Source organism: Mycobacterium sp. 3-98, from assembly GCF_035918355.1.
Classification (GTDB): Bacteria; Actinomycetota; Actinomycetes; order Mycobacteriales; family Mycobacteriaceae; genus Mycobacterium; species Mycobacterium intracellulare.
Genome location: NZ_CP142360.1, coordinates 981,586 through 1,001,534, shown reverse-complemented (window position 1 = coordinate 1,001,534; position 19,949 = coordinate 981,586). Strand labels below are relative to the sequence as shown.

The following is a 19,949-nucleotide window of genomic DNA, read 5'->3' as shown; positions in this document are numbered from 1 at the left end:
CTCGGGACCTATTTGAATTCATATCCAATTTGCGCAGCCACGCCGGCGAGCGGCGGGTAAATAGCGATCCAATATAGCCGCGACATAGGCCCCGCGCAGGATAATTCCCATTCACCGGGCCACCGGATTTTGCTGAATTCCGTTCGCGGCCAGGCGGATGGATCCGAGCTGGGTTCGTCGGTCATCCGTTTGACGAATTCGTCGGAAATATTCGCGAAATCGCTTATCTGCGAGCGATTGACAACGTAAGCTCGCCGACATCGGGCCTTAGAATGTCGTCTCCCAGACGTAGGGGGTTCTAATGTCACGTCGTACTAGCAAAATCGTCGTCGCCGTGGTGCTGGCTTTCGCAGCGCCAATGACCTCGGCATGCACGATTCCGCTCGTTATCGACTGTGGACCCGGTTTGACCTGCACCGGATAGCGGTAACCGAACGGACCCCGAGCTCAATTGGGGCCCGTTCACTCACATCACGCTTCGCGTAGCGAAGAGCACAAGGTGATCGGCCGGGGCCACAGCATGCCCTGATGCGCGCCGCGGCCCCGGCCGGGATCCGTTACCACACACGCTATTTCGGGTTATGGCGTCCGTAGAGGCGTCGAGATCGGCTTGGCCGCACGCATTTTCGGCCTCTTCGACTTCTGCTGTTGGCCCGGTGGCTCCGACGCGCCGCGCATCCGCGCGCACGTCGGCCTCGCCTTTCGTGGGTGCGGCGTCGTACGGTGGAGGCATGTCGCGCCATCGTGTGGTCATCATCGGAAGCGGTTTCGGCGGGTTGACCGCGGCAAAGGCGCTCAAACGCGCCCCCAAGGGCACCGAAGTCGAGGTCACCGTGATCTCGAAGACGACAACGCACCTCTTCCAGCCGCTGCTGTATCAGGTGGCCACAGGCATCCTGTCCGAAGGCGACATCGCGCCGACCACCAGACTGATCCTGCGCCGGCAGCGCAACGTCCGGGTGCTGTGGGGCGAAGTCTCCGCCATCGACCTCACCGCCAAGACGGTCACATCGCACCTGATGGGCATGGAGACGGTGACGCCCTACGACAGCCTGATCGTGGCCGCCGGCGCACAGCAGTCCTACTTCGGCCACGACGAGTACGCCGCCTTCGCGCCCGGGATGAAGAGCATCGACGACGCCCTCGAGCTGCGCGGCCGCATCCTCGGCGCCTTCGAGGCCGCCGAGGTCGCCACCGACCCGGCCGAGCGCAAACGCCGCCTGACCTTCGTGGTGGTCGGCGCCGGGCCCACCGGCGTCGAGCTGGCCGGCGAGATCGTCCAGCTGGCCGAGCGCACCCTGGCCGGCGCGTTCCGGACGATCACCCCCAGCGAATGCCGCGTCATCCTGCTCGACGCGGCGCCCGCGGTGTTGCCGCCGATGGGCACCAAGCTGGGCCTCAAGGCCCAGCGGCGGCTGGAGAAGATGGACGTCGAGGTCCAGCTCAACGCGATGGTGACCGCGGTCGACTACATGGGCATCACGATCAAGGAGAAGGACGGCGGCGAGCGCCGCATCGAATGCGCGTGCAAGGTGTGGGCGGCCGGCGTGCAGGCCAGCTCGCTGGGCGCGATGCTCGCCGAACAGTCCGACGGAACCGAAACCGACCGCGCCGGAAGGGTGATCGTCGAACCCGACCTCACCGTCAAGGGGCACCCGTACGTGTTCGTCGTCGGCGACCTGATGTCGGTGCCCGGCGTGCCCGGGATGGCGCAGGGCGCGATCCAGGGCGCGAAATACGCCGCCACCGTCATCAAGCACGCGCTCAAGGGTGAGGACAATCCCGCCGACCGCAAGCCCTTCCGGTACGTGAACAAGGGCAGCATGGCGCTCATCTCCCGCTACAGTGCCGTCGCGCAGGTCGGCAAGGTGGAATTCGCCGGGTTCTTCGCCTGGCTGGCGTGGCTGGTGCTGCACCTGTACTACCTCATCGGCCACCGGAACCGACTGGCCGCCATGTTCGCCTGGGGGATCTCGTTCCTGGGCCGCACCCGCGGCCAGATGGCCATCACCAGCCAGATGATCTACGCCCGGCCGCTGGTGAACTGGGTGGAGCAGCAGGCCGCCGAAGGCACGCTCGCGGCCGCCGAGCGCGCCGAGACGGCCGAGCAGAAGGCGGCCGGCTAGCTCAGGGCCCGATCGATGTCGGCGATCAGGTCGTCGGTGCCTTCCAGGCCGACGGAGATGCGGACCACGCCGTCGCCGAGCCCGATCGCCGCGCGGCCCTCCGGGCCCATCGCCCGGTGAGTGGTGGTCGCGGGATGTGTGACAAGGGATTTGGCGTCGCCGAGGTTGTTGGAGATGTCGATCAGCGTCAACTTGTCCAGCACCTCGAAAGCCCGCTGTTTGGCCCTGCTGTCCGGGCAGTCGAGCGCGAAGGTGATCACCGTTCCGCCGCCCGACATCTGGCGCTTGGCCAGGTCGTATTGCGGGTGTGAGGACAGATAGGGGTAGCGCACCCAGCTCACCGCCGGATGGGTCTCGAGGAATTCGGCGATCCGGTACGCCGAGGAATTGCTGTGCTCGACCCGGATGGCCATCGTCTCAAGACCTTTCAGCAACACCCAGGCGTTGAACGCGCTCATCGCCGGGCCGGTGTGCCGCATCAGTTTCTGCACCGGGCCGTCGATGTACTCCTTGTCGCCGAGGATGGCCCCGCCCAGCACCCGGCCCTGGCCGTCGATGTGCTTGGTGCCCGAGTACACCACCACGTCGACGCCGAGCGGAACGCCCTGCTGCAGCAGCGGTGTGGCGAAAACGTTGTCCAGCACCACCTTTGCGCCCGCGGCGTGGGCCAGCTCGGTCACCGCGGCGATGTCCACCAGCGACTGCATCGGATTCGACGGCGTTTCGAAGAACACCGCCGTGGTGGGCACCGACAACGCCTGTTCCCACTGGGACAGGTCGTCGCCGTCGACGAAGACGGTTTCGACACCCCAGCGCGGCAGGATCTCGTTGCACACCACGAAACACGAGCCGAACAGGCTGCGCGACGCGACCAACCGGTCCCCCGCGCCCAGCAGCGCGCCCAGTGACGTGAACACCGCCGCCATGCCGCTCGCGGTGGCAAACGCCGCCGGTGCCCCTTCGAGCAAGCGCAGCCGCTCCTCGAACATCGTCACGGTCGGGTTGCCGTACCGCGAGTAGACGAAGCGGTCGACCTCGCCGGTGAACGACTGCTCGGCGACCGCCGCGGTTTCGTAGACGTAGCCCGACGTCAGGTACAGCGCCTCGGCGGTCTCGTCGAACCCCGAGCGCAGCAGCCCACCGCGCACGCCGATGGTCGCCTGGCTGACGCCTTCGGGCAACGGTGCGGGAGTGCGAACCGAGTCGTGATCGGCGGGCGTCATGCCCGGATCAACCTTGCTTCCAAGGCAATCCGATCGCCCGCCAGCCCGACTCGCCGCGATGACCGTTGGCGTCCAGCTGGCCCTCGAAGCCGTCCAGGATGTTGTAGGCCGGCGTGATGCCCAGCTGGGTCGCCACCTCGGCGGCGCCGATGGAGCGGTTTCCGGAGCGACACAAAAACAGCACCGGGCGATCCGCGTCGCTTTCGGCCGGCGCCACCTGCTCGCGCAGCTGGTCGGCGAAGTTCGCGTTGGGCCTGCCGTCGGAGGAATTCCACTCGAGGAACAGCACCTCGCGGCCGAGGCTGGACAGATCGGGCACCCCGACGAATCGCCATTCGGCGTCGGTGCGCACGTCGACCAGCACGGCGTTCGGATTGTCGCTGAGCAGTTTCCATGCCTCCAGGGGCGAGATGTCGCCCGCGTAGGAGTGTCCGCGCTCTGTGCTCATGCTCGTATTCCCTCGTCCTTCGTACGCATCGTCAGCCACCCCGGCGAGATTGCCCCCCGCGCGGCGCTACCTGACCTGCGATCGTATCGAGACCGGCGCCGCGCGCATCTCGGGGCTCAGCCGCGGGGCGCCGGGGCGGCCAGCCGTTCGGCGGCCTGGCCGGCGCGCTCGCGGGCCGCCGTCACCTCCGGCGCGGTCGCCAACGCCCGGAACCCGCTCCCGGAGACGCGCAGGTCGCTCTCCGGCACGCTCAGCGCGCCGATCAACGCGGCGGGGTCATGGGGATCGGCCGGGCCCGCCACCCGGGCGGCGGCCGGCGACACCATCATGGTGTCCACCGGCAGGCCCAGGATGGTGCGGGCCTGCAGCTCGAACGCCGAAAGTCGCTGGCTGCGCAGGGTCACCCAGGCGCTGTCGGCCGGGCGCGACGTGACGTCGGCGAAGTACACCTCGTCGCCGTTGACCATCAATTCGACCCCGAACACGCCGCGCCCGCCCAGCGCCTTGACGATCCGCGCGGCGATCGACCTCGCGGCGTCCGTCGCGGCCGCGCTCATCTTCTGGGGCTGCCAGGATTCCAGCACCTGCCCGTCGGACCCGCGGTGGCCGATGGGTGAGCAGAATTCGATGGCCGGCCCCGACGGGCCCTCGCTGCGGACCGCCAGCAGGGTCACGTAGAACTCGACCTCGACCACGGTTTCGGCCAGCACCCGGGCGGAGGACTGGTCGCCCACCGCGCGGCGCCAGGCCGGTTCGATGTCCTCGCGGCGCGCCACCACCGACTGCCGCTGCCCGGTCGGCCCGGCCACCGGCTTGACCAGCAGCGGGTACCCGGCGTGCGCGCCGACCGCCTCGAGTTCGCCCAGCGACCCGACGAACCAGAACGGCGCGGTGGGCAGCCCCAGCTCGTCGGCGGCCAGCCGGCGCAGCCCTTCGCGGTCGGCGGCGAGCCGCACGGCGCGGGCGCTGGGCACCAGCTCGCCGTCGAGGGCGTCGAGGGCCCCGGTGGCGACCGCGTCGGTGGTGGTGACGACGAGGGTGGGTTGCAGCCGCCCGATCGCCTGCGCCAGCTCGTCGGCGTCGGTCATGTCGAGCACCAGCGCCTGGTCGGCGACCCCGTGCGCGGGCGCGTGGGGGTGCCGGTCGGCGGCGATCACCCGGGCCCCGAGGCGTCCCAGGGCGATCGCCAGCTCCCGGCTGATCTCGCCGGAACCCAGCAGCAGCACCGTCGGGCGCGCCTCGGCGGGGGCCGGTGGGGGCACGACGAGCGCCGTCGTCTCGTCGTCGCGTCCGTCCGTCACGCCGTCAGTCACGGCTCAAGGATAGGTCGGTTCGGCGAGTGCTAGGGCTGACCGGGAAGCAGCCGCACCATCAGGCCGTTGCCCTCGGCCAGCACGGTCTGCTCCTCGTCGACCAATTCGGCGGAGACGAACGCCTTGCGGCCCTCGGTGCCGGTGACCCGGCCCCGCACCAGCAGCGGCACGTCGATCGGGGTCACCTTGCGGTAGTCGACGTGCAGGAAGGCCGTGCGGCTGATGGGCCGGTTGGCGGCGTGGGAGATCATGCCGAACATGTGGTCGAACAGCAGCGGCAGCACGCCGCCGTGCACCGCGTGGTTGCCGCCGACGTGGAAGCGGCTGAAGTGGCCGGTCATTTCGACGCCCTCGGGGTCGTACCGCGTCAGCACCCACGGCGGCAGCAGCAGGCTGCCCATGCCCGGCAGGTCGGGGGTGCGGCCCGCGGGCGCCTGGCCCTCGGCCTCGGCCTGAAACGGCCCCAGCAGGTCGGTCAGCGCCGCGACCCGGTCGGCGGCGTCGTCCCAGACGTCGTCACCCGGGTCGGCCGACACGGCGAGGTCCTGCAGCCGGCGCATCGAGGCGACGAACCGGGCGAAGCCGGGGCCGGGGCTGGCGGGCCCGTACTCCGGGAAGCCGCCGTGGTGTTCGTATTCGGGATCGAGGTCGATCGGGTTCGGTTCCGGGTCCGTCACGCGCGGGCCGCCAGGACGTCGCGGCGCACGATGGTCTGTTCGCGCCCGGGTCCCACACCGATGCACGAAACATGTGCTCCCGCAAGCTCTTCGAGCCGAAGCACGTAGTCACGCGCCTTGGCGGGCAGGTCGTCGAACTCGCGGGCGTGCGAAATGTCCTCCCACCAGCCGGGCAGCTCCTCGTAGATCGGCTCGGCGCGGTGCAAATCGCTTTGGGTCATCGGCATCTCGTGGATGCGTGCCCCGTCGATCTGGTAGCCGACGCACACGGGAACGGTTTCCAGGCTGGACAGCACGTCGAGCTTGGTCAGGAAGTAGTCGGTGATGCCGTTGACCCGGGTGGCGTAGCGGGCGATGACGGCGTCGAACCAGCCGCACCGCCGGCGCCGCCCGGTGGTGACGCCGAATTCGCCCCCGGTCTTGGACAGGTATTCGCCGTTCTCGTCGAACAACTCGGTGGGGAACGGGCCGGAGCCCACGCGGGTGGTGTAGGCCTTGAGGATGCCCAGCACCGCGGTGATCCGCGTCGGCCCGATCCCCGAACCCACCGCCGCCCCGCCCGCCGTCGGATTCGACGACGTCACATAGGGATACGTGCCGTGGTCGACGTCGAGCAGGGTGCCCTGCGAACCCTCCAGCAACACGGTTTCGCCGGACTCCAGCGCGGTGTTGAGCAACAGCCGGGTATCGGCGATGCGGTGCGCGAAACCCTGCGCCTGCTCGAGCAGGGCCTCGACCACCTGGTGCGGGTCGAGCGCCTTGCGGTTGTAGATCTTGACCAATATCTGGTTCTTCAGCTCTAGCGCGGCCTCGACCTTGTGGGTCAACACCTCCCGGTCGAGCACGTCGGCGACGCGGATTCCGATCCGGGCGATCTTGTCCTGGTAGCAGGGCCCGATGCCGCGGCCGGTGGTGCCGATCTTCTTGTTGCCCATGTAGCGCTCGGTGACCTTGTCGATGGCCACGTGGTAGGGCAACAGCAGGTGCGCGTCGGCGGAGATCAGCAGCCTCGAGGTGTCGACACCGCGGTCTTCGAGGCCTTTGAGCTCGTCGAGCAGCACGCCGGGGTCGATCACCACACCGTTGCCGATGACGTTGGTGACGCCGGGCGTGAGCACGCCCGACGGGATCAGGTGCAGGGCGAAGTTCTCCCCCGTCGGCAAGACGACCGTGTGCCCGGCGTTGTTGCCACCCTGGTAGCGCACCACCCACTGCACCCGCCCACCCAGCAGGTCGGTGGCCTTACCTTTGCCCTCGTCGCCCCACTGGGCGCCGATCAGGACGATTGCCGGCATGAGTTTGCTCCCGCCTGCCTACTGTGGTTCTGCTGGCAGAACGCCAGATCTTGCACCGCTGCAACGGTTTTCGACATCGCCCGATGGCTCGCACTGCCGTCGGGTGACGGCGCCTCGGTTGGCCGCGTCGTGACCGTGCGCGTAGCTGCACGCGTCTTTGCTTGCCGCGCTCACGTGGCGATCCTAGACGTCGGGCCTCGCATGGTGCTCAGGGGCTTGCCGCCACCGGCGGCTTCGCCGCGCACACGCCGTTGCGCGACGGCGCGTCCAGCATCAGGCACAGGCCGTTGGCGTCACGGTCGTATCGCTTGGCCGCCCAACCGGGCCACGCCGGTTTCCCGTTCCAGCTGACCAGCGTCCAGCCATCGTGGGGATTGCCCTGGATCTCGACGATGCCGGTGTTGGGCAGCGGGTCGAAAAGCAGGAGCAACTGTTCGGGGTTTCTGACGGTCGTCATCGTCCCGATGCCGATGTCGAATTCGCTGGAGAACGCGACCTCTCTGATCCTGCCGTCGGACGCGCGGACCGGGTTGGCCAACGCGCTGCCGTACATCCTTGCGAGCATGTCGTTGAAGCCGCTCGCGGTCGTCGCCGCGTTGCCGGACATCGTCTGGAGCGCGCCGCTGAAACGCCTGTGGAACTCGTACCCGTTGGGGTCGGCCGAGCCCGGCGCGAGCATCGGCACGACGCGCAGCCCGAGCAACCACGCGACCGGTGCCAGCAGGTACGCCAGCCCCGCCAGGCTGAACTGCGGCATCCCGTTGAAGATGCCCGCGTCGATCTCGTTGAGCCCGGGCAGCACCTGCACATTCATCCCCAACGCCGCCGCCAACGGCGCCGCGGTCTGCTGCGTCCTGATCAACTGCGACGCGAAGATCGCGGCGACCGGGCCCTTCGCCGCGAGCACATTGGCGACGTCCTGCGCCTGTTGTTGGCCAAGCGCGGTGAGCGCGGCCCCGGGCACCGCCGTATCGATCACCCTCGCGGCGTTGGCCACCGACTGCCCGTGGCGCACCAAATCGATCACGATCGACTCGTCGGCCGACGCCCGCGCCGATGCGAGGCACAGCAGGACGGCCGAAAGCAGCACGGCGCCAAGGCGACCGAGGTGCGTCGTCAGCAACGGAGGCGGGCGGGGCCGGCGCCGTACCCGAGCGGCGCGGGCCGCACGGCGGAGAAAATGGGGGTGAGGCGGCGAATGGTCGTTCTCCGTTCTCTCAGCCACTCGTTGGCGGGATTCCGCACAACGTAGGCCCTGTGGCAGGAGTAAAGTATCCGGGTGTTTCCAGGCGGCGCCGCAACAACTTTCGCAGTCCGACACCATGTTGTGACTGTGTCGTTATGGCCCATTGATCGAGCCAGAGTCGTTGGAAGTCAAACAGATTGGACCAGCTTGATTGGATAGCTTGTGACACAAGACGATCCGGCCGCCGCGGTCCTGGTGTTCACGCACGGGCGGACCTACGGCCCGTTGCGGGGGTTGCGCGCCCACCGCATCGCCGGCGAACCCGACCTCGACGCCGCGATAGGCCCCTTCCCGCGCCTGGTCGTGGTGGGCGCCGACGCCGACCTGGCGGCGGTGCTGACCCGGCTGCTGCGCGCGGAGCGGCTCGACGTCGAGGTGGCCTACGTGCCGCGGCGGCGCACCCGGGCGACCCGGATCTATCGCCTGCCCGCTGCGCGCCGGGCGGCGCGCCGGGCCGTCCGCGGTTCCGCGCAACGGGTGACGCTGATCCGCGACGAGACCGGCTCGGTGGTCGTCGGGCGCGCCGCCTGGGTGCCGCCGGACGGCGAGCGGGTGATCCACGGCGAGGCGGTCGTCGACGACACCACGTTGTTCGACGGCGACGCCGCCGGCGTGCTCGTCGAGCCGACGCTGGCCATGCCCGGCCTGCGGGCCTCGCTCCAGGGGCGCTGGCGCCGGTGGGTCACCGGCCGCGCGGCCCAGCTCGGCAGCACGGGCGTCGTCGTGCTGCGCGACGGCGTCCCCGCCCCCCGGCCCGGCCGCCGCTCGGCGTTCTACCGCAACATCGAGGGCTGGCTGCTGGTCCGATAGTTTCGTGCGGTGAGCTTCCCCTCGCCCCAACGCGAATCGGTCCGGCCCAGCCCGATCTTTTTGGCCCTGCTCGGGTTGACGGCGGTCGGTGGTGGACTGGCCTGGCAGGCCGGCTACAGCGCGCGGCCGCTCGCCTATGTCGGGGTGTTCATCTTCGTGATCGCCGGCTGGCTGGTGTCGCTGTGCCTGCACGAGTTCGGGCACGCGGTCACCGCCTGGCGGTTCGGCGACCACGACGCGGCCGTGCGCGGGTACCTGACGCTGGATCCCCGCCGCTACGCCCATCCGGCGCTGTCGCTCGTGCTGCCGTTGGTGATCGTCGCGCTGGGCGGGATCGGCCTGCCCGGGGCGGCGGTCTACGTGCGGACGTGGTTCATGACGCCGGCCCGTCGCACGCTGGTCAGCCTGGCCGGGCCGGCGGCCAACCTGGTGCTGGCGGCGCTGTTGCTGGCGCTGATCCGGTTGTTCTTCGACCCGACGCACGTGGTGCTGTGGGCCGCGGTGGCGTTCCTGGGATTCCTTCAGCTCACCGCCGTCGTGCTGAACCTGCTGCCCATCCCCGGGCTGGACGGCTACGACGCCCTGGAACCGCACCTGAACCCCGAGACGCAGCGCGCACTGGCCCCGGCCAAGCAATGGGGCTTCGTCATCCTGCTGTTCCTGCTCCTGGCGCCGGTGCTCAACCACTGGTTCTTCGGGATCGTGTTGTCGCTGTTCGACCTGTCCGGCGTGCCGGACGTGCTGGTGAGCTGGGGCAACGGGCTGACCCGCTTCTGGAGCCGCTGGTTCTGACCCTTGCCATATATGCGTCGTCACGCATATATTTCCGGACATGGGCGCCGGCCACAATCACACCCCGGCCGAGACGGACGACGCTCGGCTGATCCCGCGCATGGTCACCGCCGCGGCGATCCTGGCGGCGTTCTTCGTCGTGGAACTGGCGACCTCGCTGCTGATCAACTCGATCGCGCTGCTGGCCGACGCCGGCCACATGCTGACCGACGTGGTCGCCGTGTTCATGGGGCTGGCCGCCGTCACGCTGGCCCGCCGCGGCAGCTCGTCGCCGGCCCGCACGTATGGCTGGCATCGCGCCGAGGTATTCACCGCCGTCGCGAACGCGGGCCTGCTGATCGGGGTGGCGGCGTTCATCCTCTACGAGGCCGTCCGGCGGCTCAGCGAGGCGCCCGCCGTCCCGGGCGTGCCGATGATCGTCGTCGCGCTGGCCGGGCTGGCCGCCAACTTCGCCGTCGCGCTGCTGCTGCGGTCCCACTCGTCGGGGAGCCTGGCCGTCAAGGGCGCCTACATGGAGGTCGTCGCCGACACCGTCGGCAGCCTGGGCGTGCTGATCGCAGGCATGGTCACCGTGACGACGCACTGGCCCTACGCCGACGTGGTGGTTGCCGTGCTCGTCGCGCTCTGGGTGCTGCCCCGGGCGATCGCGCTCGCACGCGACGCGCTGCGGATCCTTTCCGAATCGTCACCGACCCACATCGACGTCGAGGAGCTGCGCAGCGCCCTCGGCGCCGTCGACGGCGTGACCGGGATGCACGACCTGCACGTGTGGACGCTGTCGCCGGGCAAAGACATGTGCACGGCGCACCTGACCAGCACCGGGGACCCCGCCCGGGTCCTGCATGACGCGCGGGCGGTGCTATCGGCCCGCGGGCTGGAACACGCCACCGTTCAGATCGACTGCCCCGACGACACCGATTGCTCGGAAAGCTTTTAAGGCGTTACAGCCCAAGCGCTTTGCGCGCCTCGGGGTCGCAGTCGTCGAGCAGGTCCAGGCACCGTGCGTACTCGTCGGTTTCGCCGATCGTGTCGGCGGCGCGCGCCAGCGCGGCCACACAGCGCAGGAAGCCGCGGTTGGGCTCGTGCGAATACGGGACGGGGCCAAAACCCTTCCAGCCGTTCCGGCGCAGCTGGTCCAGGCCGCGGTGATAGCCGGTGCGGGCGTACGCGTACGCGGTAATGGCCTGGTCGTCGGCCAGCGCCTGCTCGGCCAGCGCCGCCCAGGCCAGCGACGCCGTCGGATGCGCGGCGGCGACGATGCCCGGCTTCTCGCCGGCCAGCAGTTCCGCCTCGGTGTCGGGGTCCCCGGGCAGCAGGATCGGGTCGGGCCCTAGCAGATCCTTCATCGGCGTCATGGCTCTATTCTGCAGCTCGCCCGTTTTGCCCGCAGGACGCACCTCGGCCATCGCCCCGGGCCGGGGTCTCGGTCGCTAAGCTCTGCAACTACCCCACTCGACAGCGGGAGGACAGTAGTACTCATGCCCAACCCATCCGAGCCCGACCGCGGCGGCCCGCCGAACCGGCCCGGGTTCGATCCACGCGAGTCTCGCAACGATCCGAGCGACGAGTGGGGGGCCGAATCCGGCCCCGAAGCCGGCTTCGAGACCGGTGACGACGCCACCGAGAGCGTGCCCATGGTCCCCAACGACGCCGAGACCGAGACCGTGGTGATCAACAAACCCGATCCGCGCAGCGGTCCCCAGGAAGTGCCGGAGGCACCGCAGCGCGAGCGTCGCTTCACCGCCCCGGGGTTTGACGCGAAAGAGACCACGATCATCTCCACCACCCCGGAGCCCGCCACCGAGGTCTTCGCCACGCCGGGACAGGACGGGACCGCGCAGTTCGGGGCCCCGCCCAAAGCCGCTGTCCCGCAATCGATCCCACCCCGGCTCGGCGGGAAGCTGCGCACGTCCAGGCAATTCAACTGGGGGTGGATACTGGCGATCGTCGTGATCGTGCTGGCGCTGGCGGCGATCGCGATCCTGGGCACGGTGCTGCTTACCCGGGGCAAACACACCGGCGTCTCGCAGGAAGACCAGGTCCGGCACACCATCGGCAACTTCGACGTCGCGATTCAGCGGGGCGACCTGACCACGCTGCGCACCATCACCTGCGGCACCACCCGCGACGGCTACGCCGATTACGACGAACGTTCCTGGGACGAAACGTACCGCCGGGTCTCGGCGGCCAAGCAGTATCCGGTGATCGCCAGCATCGACCAGGTCGTCGTCAACGGCCAGCACGCCGAGGCCAACGTCACCACGTTCATGGCCTACGACCCGCAGGTGCGCTCCACCCGCAGCCTGGACCTGCAGTACCGCGACGACCAGTGGAAGATCTGCCAGTCCGCCAGCGGCTGACCCGCTAGGCCCCCCTGCCCGCCGAACGTGGGGTTGTTGCGCGAAATGGGGCGGATTCAGCCCCAGAAGTCGACGCTCGACGGGGTCAGGCGATCGACTTTCCGGCGCAGTGCAGGTCCGTGCACGCCTGGACCACCCGCTCGGACATCGACGCCTCGGCCTTCTTGAGGTAGCTGCGGGGGTCGTAGGCCTTCTTGGCCCCGACGTCGCCGTCGACCTTCAGCACGCCGTCGTAGTTGGTGAACATGTGGCCGGCGATCGGGCGGGTGAACGCGTACTGCGTGTCGGTGTCGACGTTCATCTTCACCACGCCGTAACGCAGGGCCTCCTCGATCTCCGACTTCTCGGATCCGGAGCCGCCGTGGAAGACGAAGTCGAACGGTTTCGTGTCGTCGGGTAACCCGAGCTTGGCCGCCGCCACCTTCTGGCCCTGGGCCAGGATGTCGGGGCGCAGCTTGACGTTGCCGGGCTTGTACACGCCGTGCACGTTGCCGAACGTGGCGGCCAGCAGATACTTGCCGTGCTCGCCGTGGCCCAGCGCGTCGATGGTCTTCTCGAAGTCCTCCGGCGTGGTGTAGAGCTTGTCGTTGATCTCGTTGGCGACGCCGTCCTCTTCCCCGCCCACCACGCCGATCTCGATCTCGAGGATGATCTTGGCGGCCGACGCCTCGGTGAGCAGTTCCCGGGCGATCGCCAGGTTCTCGTCGATCGGCACCGCCGACCCGTCCCACATGTGTGATCCGAACAACGGCTCGCCGCCCCCGCCGACCCGCTCGGCCGAGATCGACAGCAGCGGGCGGACGTAGGTGTCCAGCTTGTCCTTGGGGCAATGGTCGGTGTGGAGCGCGACGTTGATCGGGTACCTGGCCGCGATGGATCGGGTGAACTCGGCCAGCGCCACCGCCCCGGCGACCATGTCCTTGACTCCGAGGCCGGACGCGAATTCGGCTCCGCCGGTGGAGAATTGGATGATTCCGTCGCTGCCGGCATCGGCGAAGCCCTTGAGGGCGGCGTTCACCGTCTCCGACGAGGTGCAGTTGATCGCGGGGAAGGCGTACGAGTGCTCCTTGGCGCGGCGCAGCATCTCGGCGTAGACCTCGGGCGTGGCGATGGGCATGGCAACTCCCTTCTGCCCCTTCTGCGGCCGGGTCCACCCAGTATCGTCCAGGTCGGCGGGCCGCTCGCCGCGGGCCGGTATGTTGATGGATCATGAGTACCGCCGTGACGGCCCTGCCCGCCATCCTCGACCCGATGTATTGGCTGGGCGCCGACGGCGTCTTCGGGTCGGCGGTGCTGCCCGGGATCCTGGTCATCGTCTTCATCGAGACCGGGCTGCTGTTTCCGTTGCTGCCGGGCGAGTCGCTGCTGTTCACCGGCGGCCTGCTGGCCGCGCATCCGCACCCACCGGTCAGCATCTGGGTGCTGGCGCCGTGCGTCGCCACGGTCGCGGTCCTGGGCGATCAGACCGGATATTTCATCGGGCGGCGGATCGGGCCCGCGCTGTTCAAGAAGGAAGACTCGCGGTTCTTCAAGAAGCACTACGTGACCGAGTCACACGCGTTCTTCGAGAAGTACGGGCCCTGGGCGATCATCCTGGCCCGGTTCGCGCCGTTCGTGCGGACGTTCGTCCCGGTGATCGCCGGGGTGTCCTACATGCGCTATCCGCTGTTCTTGGGGTTCGACATCGTCGGCGGCATCGCCTGGGGCGGCGGCGCGACCCTCGCGGGCTACTTCTTGGGCAACGTGCCGTTCGTGCACCACAACCTGGAAAAGATCATCCTCGCCATCCTGTTCGTGTCGATGATCCCGGCGTTCATCGCTGCCTGGCGCGGCTATCGGGGCCGCCGCCGCGTGACGGAGACCGCCGACAGGGAACCCGAGAAGCTGCCGGCCTCCGAGTAGCGGCCCGCGCGCGGCTCAGACCGCGACGGTGAAATCGCAGCCGGTCTTGGCGCGGACGTCCTCGACCGTCACCCCGGGATGCAGTTCCGTGAGCACCAGCCCCTGCCCCGGCTCGACGTCGAAGACGCACAGGTTGGTGATGATCATGTCGACGACGCCCTTGCCGGTCAGCGGCAACGTGCATTGCTTGAGGATTTTCGGGCTGCCGTCTTTCGCGGTGTGGTCCATGACGACGATCACCCGCTTGACACCCGACACGAGATCCATTGCGCCGCCGGGCCCTTTGACCATCTTGCCGGGCACCATCCAGTTGGCCAGGTCGCCGTTCTCGGCCACCTCGAGCGCGCCCAGGATCGACAGGTCGATGTGGCCGCCGCGGATCATCGCGAAGGAGTCGGCGCTGCTGAAAAAGCTGGAGCCGGGCAGGCTCGTGATGGTCTGCTTGCCGGCGTTGATGAGATCGGGGTCCACGCTGTCCTCGCTCGGGTAGGCCCCGATGCCGAGCAAGCCGTTCTCCGACTGCAGCGTGACGTTGATGTCGTCGGGAATGAAGTTGGCCACCAACGTCGGGATGCCGATGCCCAGGTTCACGTAGTAGCCGTCGCGCAATTCGCGGGCCGCGCGCTGGGCCATGAGCTCGCGAATAGGGCTGTCGTTCTTCAGCGCTGCGCCGCCGCTGGTGGTGCGGAACTCGATGCGCTTCTCGTAGCCGGTGCCCTCGATGATGCGGTCCACGTAGATGCCGGGGGTGTGGATCAGGTCCGGATCCAGCTCGCCGACCTCGACCAGCTCCTCGACCTCGGCCACCGTGACCGCCGCGCAGGTGGCGATCATGGGGTTGAAGTTGCGCGCCGTCTTGCGGTAGACGAGGTTGCCCGCCGTGTCGCCCTTCCACGCCTTGACGAGCGCCACGTCCGCCCGGATGCCTTCTTCCAGAACGTATTCCGTACCGTCGAAGACCCGGGTGTCCTTGCCCTCGGCGAGATTGGTGCCGTAGGCCGTGCGCGTGTAGAACCCGGGTATGCCGGCGCCGCCGGCCCGCAGCTTCTCCGCCAGCGTGCCCTGGGGCGTGAGCGCGAGGTCGAGCTCGCCGGCCAGCACCTGCCGCTCGAACTCCTTGTTCTCCCCCACATAGGAGGCGATCACCTTCTTCACCTGCCTGCCCTTGAGCAGCAGGCCCATGCCGAAATCGTCTACGCCGGCGTTGTTTCCGACGATGGTGAGATCCTTGATGCCGCTGTCCACCAGGGCCCGGATCAGCTTCTCCGGGATGCCGCACAGGCCGAAGCCGCCGGCGGCGATGGTGATGCCGTCCTTCAGCAGGCCGTGCAGCGCCGACTCCGCGTCGGGGTGGACTTTCTTCACAGGGCGCTCCTGTCCTCGTGCGACGATTCGGCGGAGACGTTACAGGCGGCCTCCATGAGCATCCACCCCGACAGCTGCACCGACAGGTCCCGCTCGGCGACCTCGGAGGCCATCACCGCGCCCTCGACGAACTCCGCCTCTTTGCCGTCCGCGGTGGGCACCTGGGCGTCGCGATCCCAGAACGGGCCGAACACCGGCAGCCCGTCCACCGTCTGGCGGTAGTCCCACGCCGACTTCCCGCTGGCCAGCACGATCTGGCGGGCGGTGTCGCGGGCCATCGCGTCCTCCGGCGAATCCCCCGGCAGCGTGGTCGCCACCAGCGCCAGGTAGCGGGCGGTCACACCGGCGAACAGGCCGCCGTCGCCGCCGCCGGTGCCGACCAGCACGCCCGCCGGGGCCATGTGCTCGCGCACCGCCGCGACCAGCCGATGCACCCGCGCGGCGTGCCGGGCCCTCACCTCCACCCCGGCGCGGGCGGCCAGCTCGGTCTCGAGCCCCAGCACCACGCCCTGGCAGTACGTGTACTGCGCGCGCACCAGCGACCCCGCCTTGATGCCGTCGAACACCAGGTGCGTCTCGGGGTCGATGAGCGTCGCCTCGATCCAATTCGCCATCTGCTCGGCACGTTTCAGGTGATCGCCGTACCGGGCGAGGAAGATCCCCGCGGGGCCGTTGGCGGGGGCGTTGAAGAACTTGTCCTGCTTGCGCCAGGGGATGCCGCCGCCGTCCTCGGGCGACCACGCCGTCAGGAATTGGTTCGCCAGCTTGGGCAACGCTTTTCGGCGCTCGACGCCGGCGATGCGCGCGGCACGTTCGAGCGCCAGCGCCAGCCAGGCCATGTCGTCGTAGTAGTTGTTGATCCACGAGAAGTTGTTGCGCAGCCGGTGCGAACGGACCTGCCGGTTGATCTCGGTGTGCCGGTGGGGCTGGGGATCACGCTGCTGGGCGTCGATGAGGCAGTCCAGCAGATGCGCCTGCCACCAGTAGTGCCAGGTCCCGAACAGCCGGTCTTTGCGCTGCGCCGGCCAGGCCACCACCCCGAGCTGTGTGGCGGGTAGACCCCACAGCCGCTTCAGGTGCCGTTGTGTGACAGCGGCTTCGCAGCTGGCCGCCCGGTTGGCCCATAGCTGATCCATACCTGCCGATCCTGCCCCATGCGTGTGAGCGCGCGGCGTCGAGTGTGAACGCAGGGCTTTCGGTGTGCATGTGCGGCGGCGACACGCCGAGCTGGCCCGCCGTCAGCGCACAATCAACGCCGCCGGTTCACACTCAACGCGCCCGGCGGGTGTCACCAGGCGCGGGACAGGTCGGCGTGCTGCTCCACCCAGGTGTGCATGGCGATCCCCGCGGCGACGCCGGCGTTGATGCTGCGCGTCGAGCCGAACTGGGCGATCGACACCGTCAGGGTCGCGCCGCTGCGGGTGTCGTCGGTGATGCCGGGCCCCTCCTGACCGAACACCAGCAGGCACTCGCGCGGCAGCGCGGTCTCCTCGAGCCGCGCCGCGCCCGGGACGTTGTCGACGGCGACGACGGTCAGGCCGGCGTCCGCCGCGAAGTCGAACAGCTCGGCGGTGCTGTCGTGGTGGCACAGCCGCTGATAGCGGTCGGTCACCATGGCGCCGCGGCGATTCCACCGCCGCCGCCCCACGATGTGCACGGTGTGCACGGCGAAGGCGTTGGCGGTGCGCACCACCGAACCGATGTTGGCGTCGTGACCGAAGTTCTCGATCGCCACGTGCAGCGGATGCCGTCGCCGGTCGATGTCGGCGACGATGGCTTCCCGGGTCCAGTACCGGTAGGCGTCGACGACGTTGCGGGTGTCGCCCTCGCGCAACAGGATCGGGTCATACCGCGGGTCGTCGGGTGGTTCGCCCGGCCAGGGCCCGACGCCGGCGGGCGGGGTCGCGGACCATTCGGTGGGCCCGGGTCCGCTCATCGCTGGGTCCACACCCCGGCGTGCGTGCCGTCGATGGCCAGGGTCGCGTAGAGCAGCGCGTCGTTGATCTCTCCTTGGGTGCACAGCGAGGCGTTGACGTGCACAGCGTCCAGCGACGCGTCGGGCAGGATCAGCACCGACGAGCCGTAGGTCGCGCAGGCGGGGTTGAGTCCCGGGGCGGGCAGCGTCGGCGAGGCCAGCAACATCATCGGGCCGCCGCGCTTGGCGGACTCGTCGCGGTAGCGGGCCGCGATGGCGGTGGCCTCCAACCCGAGCAGCATGTAGCCGTTGCCGGTGAACGCCCCCGGATCACCCAGCTGCGCCTTGGTCACCGGTTTGCCGTCGGCCCGCCACGCCGTCAGGCTGGCGGTCTTGACCGCCAGCCCGCCGCTGTCGTTGGGGTTGGTCGGCAGGAGGCCGACCGGGAAGGCGACCGGATAGGCCGACGAGCTGTTCGGGATGCGGTCGCGCGGCGAGTAGCCGTAGATGCCGCGGACCTGACTCCGATCCTTCAGCGGCCCAAGGCAAACCGTGCCGGTGAGCCGGTCGGGCGGCGCGGACAGCGGCGCGCGAATGTCGTGCACGCCGGTCTTCGCGTTCTCGCAGCTGCCCAGGCCGTCGGCCTCCATGGGGTGGGCCAGCGCGCCGTACAGGCCGAAGCGGATGTCCTCGGGTTTGGCGTGCGGGTCCTTGGTCGAGGCGGGACTCGCGTCGACGTCCACCAGCACATAGTCGCCATCCCAGCGCAGGTTCGACACGGACATGTTCCAGCCCAGCAGCGCCAGCGATTCGCCGAGCCGCGCGCCCTGGGCCCCGTAGGGCGCGGTGGCGGGGTTGGTCGATGAGCAACCGGCCAGGCAGAGCGCCAGGCACGCGGCGATCGCAAGGATGGTCCGCATTGAATTAGCGCCCCGGGGTCGGACCAGAACGCATCGGCCACGCGGGCCACATGCGGCACAGCAGTCCCCGCCGGAAGGGAGTTGCGAATTGCCCACCTCCGAGCGACAAGTCGGGCGCCTGCGCGCCTCGACGCCGTTGTCGCTGGGAGGCGGGCACCACGCACATCGCCCCGGCCAGGGACCGCTGCGGCGGGTGTGGCAATCGGTGCATCGAAAAAGCCGGCACCTAGCCCAGCCCCAGCTCGGCCAGTCCCAGCACGCTGCGGTACGGCAGCCCCTCGGCCTCGATGGCCTCGGCGGCGCCGGTGGCGCGGTCCACCACGGTGGCCACTCCCAGCACCTCGCCGCCCGCGTCCTGCACGGCGCGCACCGCGGTGAGCGCCGAGTTGCCGGTGGTGCTGGTGTCCTCGACCACCAGCACCCGCTGCCCGGAGACCTCGGAGCCTTCGATAAGTCGTTGCAGCCCATGGGCTTTGGCGGACTTGCGCACAACGAAAGCGTCGATGGGCCGGCCCGGCGCGTGCATGATGGCGGTGGCCACCGGGTCGGCGCCCAGGGTCAGCCCGCCCACCACCGCGTAGTCCCAGTCGCTGGTCAGCTCGCGCATCAGCTTGCCGATCAGCGCCGACGCACGATGGTGCAGGGTCGCCCGGCGCAGGTCGACGTAGTAGTCGGCCTCCTTGCCGGACGACAGCGTGACCCGGCCGTGCACCACCGCCAGGCGGCGCACCAGTTCGGCCAGCTCCTCGCGCTCAGGTTCGGCCACGGCCACCACCGACTCGTTTGGTGACCGCCCGCATCAGGGTCCGCGGGATCATCCGCTCGGCGGCGATGATCGCCTTGTACTGCAGACCCGGGATGCTGATCACCTTGCCGCGGGCGATGTCGGCGAGGCTCTGGCTGACCACATCGTCGACCTCGAGCCACATGAACGACGGCGACTTGGACATGTCGATGCCGGCGCGGGCGTGAAATTCGGTGCGCACGTAGCCCGGGCACACGGCGTGCACCGAAACCCCGGTGCCCTGCAGCCCGACGGACAAGCCCTCGCTGAACGAGATCACCCACGCCTTGGACGCCGAATACGTCGAGCCCCGCCCGGGCACCAGCCCGGCGACGCTGGCGATGTTGATGACCGTGCCGGCGCCCGCGTCCAGCATGCCCGGCAGCGCCGCCCGGGTCAGGTGCATGACCGCGGTGACGTTGACGTCGAGCTGGGATTGCAGCACGGCGGGGTCGGTGGACCAGAAGTCGCCGGACGTCGCGAAGCCGGCGTTGTTCACCAGGACGCGCACTCCGGCGGCGAGGCGATCGGACACCCGTTGCCGGTCGGCCGCATCGCCCAAGTCGGCGGGGAGAACCTCGACGTCGCCTGCGGTGCTCTTCAATTCGTCCGCCAGCCGGTTCAACCGATCGGCGTCGCGGGCGACCAGCACCAGGTCGTAGCCGTCGCGGGCGAAGCGTCGCGCGTACCCGGCGCCGATCCCGGAGGTGGGCCCGGTGATCAGGGCGACGGGGCGGGGCATGAGCGCCATCCTAGTGACGGCGGCCCCACCG

General features: G+C 69.4%; 20 protein-coding genes. 6 read left to right on the top strand and 14 right to left on the bottom strand.

Annotated elements, in window-relative coordinates; all coding sequences use genetic code 11:
• Positions 1-731 precede the first annotated feature (731 nt).
• Entirely contained in the window at positions 732-2,126 is a 1,395-nt protein-coding gene (locus QGN30_RS04870) for an NAD(P)/FAD-dependent oxidoreductase (RefSeq protein ID WP_009952488.1), read from the top strand.
• Here QGN30_RS04870 and QGN30_RS04865 read toward each other — a convergent pair.
• From QGN30_RS04865 to QGN30_RS04840, 6 genes are all read right to left on the bottom strand, one after another.
• On the bottom strand, positions 2,123-3,349 hold the full coding sequence (locus QGN30_RS04865) for an O-succinylhomoserine sulfhydrylase (protein WP_009952489.1): 1,227 nt from the start codon (positions 3,347-3,349) through the stop codon (positions 2,123-2,125). The two genes, QGN30_RS04870 and QGN30_RS04865, sit on opposite strands and share 4 nt — an antisense overlap.
• A 7-nt stretch (positions 3,350-3,356) precedes the next feature.
• The gene (locus tag QGN30_RS04860; RefSeq protein ID WP_136245697.1) at positions 3,357-3,797 is read right to left on the bottom strand and encodes a rhodanese-like domain-containing protein; all 441 of its coding nucleotides are present in this window, start codon (positions 3,795-3,797) and stop codon (positions 3,357-3,359) included.
• 116 nt (positions 3,798-3,913) lie between these two features.
• Complete coding sequence (purT, locus tag QGN30_RS04855) at positions 3,914-5,110, bottom strand: formate-dependent phosphoribosylglycinamide formyltransferase (RefSeq protein WP_020188417.1); 1,197 nt, start codon at positions 5,108-5,110, stop codon at positions 3,914-3,916.
• Positions 5,111-5,139: 29 nt separating this feature from the next.
• The gene (locus tag QGN30_RS04850) at positions 5,140-5,787 is read right to left on the bottom strand and encodes a PaaI family thioesterase (protein ID WP_095580664.1); all 648 of its coding nucleotides are present in this window, start codon (positions 5,785-5,787) and stop codon (positions 5,140-5,142) included.
• Positions 5,784-7,082 (bottom strand): adenylosuccinate synthase, encoded by a 1,299-nt coding sequence (locus tag QGN30_RS04845; protein WP_009956036.1) that lies wholly within the window; start codon positions 7,080-7,082, stop codon positions 5,784-5,786. Before QGN30_RS04845 ends, QGN30_RS04850 begins: the two co-directional genes overlap by 4 nt.
• A gap of 208 nt (positions 7,083-7,290) precedes the next feature.
• Positions 7,291-8,205: a histidine phosphatase family protein gene (locus QGN30_RS04840; protein ID WP_026071157.1), complete on the bottom strand. Its 915-nt coding sequence runs from the start codon at positions 8,203-8,205 to the stop codon at positions 7,291-7,293.
• Between the two features lie 285 nt (positions 8,206-8,490).
• On the opposite strand from QGN30_RS04840, the gene QGN30_RS04835 reads away from it, so the two are divergent.
• Genes QGN30_RS04835 through QGN30_RS04825 form a run of 3 tightly spaced genes read left to right on the top strand, consistent with a single transcriptional unit; the run spans position 8,491 to position 10,867 of the window.
• Entirely contained in the window at positions 8,491-9,138 is a 648-nt protein-coding gene (locus QGN30_RS04835) for a hypothetical protein (protein WP_014383409.1), read from the top strand.
• Between the two features lie 9 nt (positions 9,139-9,147).
• On the top strand, positions 9,148-9,930 hold the full coding sequence (locus tag QGN30_RS04830) for a site-2 protease family protein (protein ID WP_009957199.1): 783 nt from the start codon (positions 9,148-9,150) through the stop codon (positions 9,928-9,930).
• A gap of 40 nt (positions 9,931-9,970) precedes the next feature.
• Positions 9,971-10,867, top strand: a complete 897-nt coding sequence (locus QGN30_RS04825) for a cation diffusion facilitator family transporter (RefSeq protein WP_248923256.1) — start codon at positions 9,971-9,973, stop codon at positions 10,865-10,867.
• A 4-nt stretch (positions 10,868-10,871) separates the two neighbouring features.
• Here QGN30_RS04825 and QGN30_RS04820 read toward each other — a convergent pair whose 3' ends face one another.
• Positions 10,872-11,285 (bottom strand): DUF3151 domain-containing protein, encoded by a 414-nt coding sequence (locus QGN30_RS04820; RefSeq protein ID WP_014381301.1) that lies wholly within the window; start codon positions 11,283-11,285, stop codon positions 10,872-10,874.
• Positions 11,286-11,408: 123 nt separating this feature from the next.
• Between QGN30_RS04820 and QGN30_RS04815 the strand changes: the two genes are divergently transcribed.
• The gene (locus QGN30_RS04815) at positions 11,409-12,290 is read left to right on the top strand and encodes an Rv0361 family membrane protein (protein WP_009957195.1); all 882 of its coding nucleotides are present in this window, start codon (positions 11,409-11,411) and stop codon (positions 12,288-12,290) included.
• Between the two features lie 85 nt (positions 12,291-12,375).
• Here QGN30_RS04815 and fbaA read toward each other — a convergent pair whose 3' ends face one another.
• Complete coding sequence (gene fbaA / locus QGN30_RS04810) at positions 12,376-13,407, bottom strand: class II fructose-bisphosphate aldolase (protein ID WP_248923257.1); 1,032 nt, start codon at positions 13,405-13,407, stop codon at positions 12,376-12,378.
• 92 nt (positions 13,408-13,499) lie between these two features.
• Here fbaA and QGN30_RS04805 point away from each other — a divergent pair, with 92 nt between their 5' ends.
• Entirely contained in the window at positions 13,500-14,192 is a 693-nt protein-coding gene (locus QGN30_RS04805) for a DedA family protein (RefSeq protein ID WP_009957193.1), read from the top strand.
• A 15-nt stretch (positions 14,193-14,207) separates the two neighbouring features.
• On the opposite strand, the gene QGN30_RS04800 is transcribed toward QGN30_RS04805, so the two are convergent.
• The 6 genes from QGN30_RS04800 to QGN30_RS04775 all read right to left on the bottom strand — a co-directional run bounded on the left by QGN30_RS04800 (position 14,208) and on the right by QGN30_RS04775 (position 19,918).
• Positions 14,208-15,557 (bottom strand): 3-oxoacid CoA-transferase, encoded by a 1,350-nt coding sequence (locus QGN30_RS04800; RefSeq protein WP_009957192.1) that lies wholly within the window; start codon positions 15,555-15,557, stop codon positions 14,208-14,210.
• Positions 15,554-16,693: a glycoside hydrolase family 76 protein gene (locus tag QGN30_RS04795; RefSeq protein ID WP_009957191.1), complete on the bottom strand. Its 1,140-nt coding sequence runs from the start codon at positions 16,691-16,693 to the stop codon at positions 15,554-15,556. The genes QGN30_RS04800 and QGN30_RS04795 overlap by 4 nt, the downstream gene beginning before the upstream one ends.
• Positions 16,694-16,845: 152 nt before the next feature.
• On the bottom strand, positions 16,846-17,493 hold the full coding sequence (locus QGN30_RS04790) for a TrmH family RNA methyltransferase (protein WP_014381302.1): 648 nt from the start codon (positions 17,491-17,493) through the stop codon (positions 16,846-16,848).
• Entirely contained in the window at positions 17,490-18,392 is a 903-nt protein-coding gene (locus tag QGN30_RS04785) for a hypothetical protein (RefSeq protein WP_014383411.1), read from the bottom strand. Before QGN30_RS04785 ends, QGN30_RS04790 begins: the two co-directional genes overlap by 4 nt.
• Before the next feature lie 226 nt (positions 18,393-18,618).
• On the bottom strand, positions 18,619-19,158 hold the full coding sequence (pyrE, locus tag QGN30_RS04780) for an orotate phosphoribosyltransferase (protein ID WP_008261506.1): 540 nt from the start codon (positions 19,156-19,158) through the stop codon (positions 18,619-18,621).
• A complete protein-coding gene (locus tag QGN30_RS04775) occupies positions 19,145-19,918 on the bottom strand; it encodes an SDR family NAD(P)-dependent oxidoreductase (RefSeq protein ID WP_026071156.1) in 774 nt (257 codons plus the stop codon). Before QGN30_RS04775 ends, pyrE begins: the two co-directional genes overlap by 14 nt.
• Positions 19,919-19,949 lie beyond the last annotated feature (31 nt).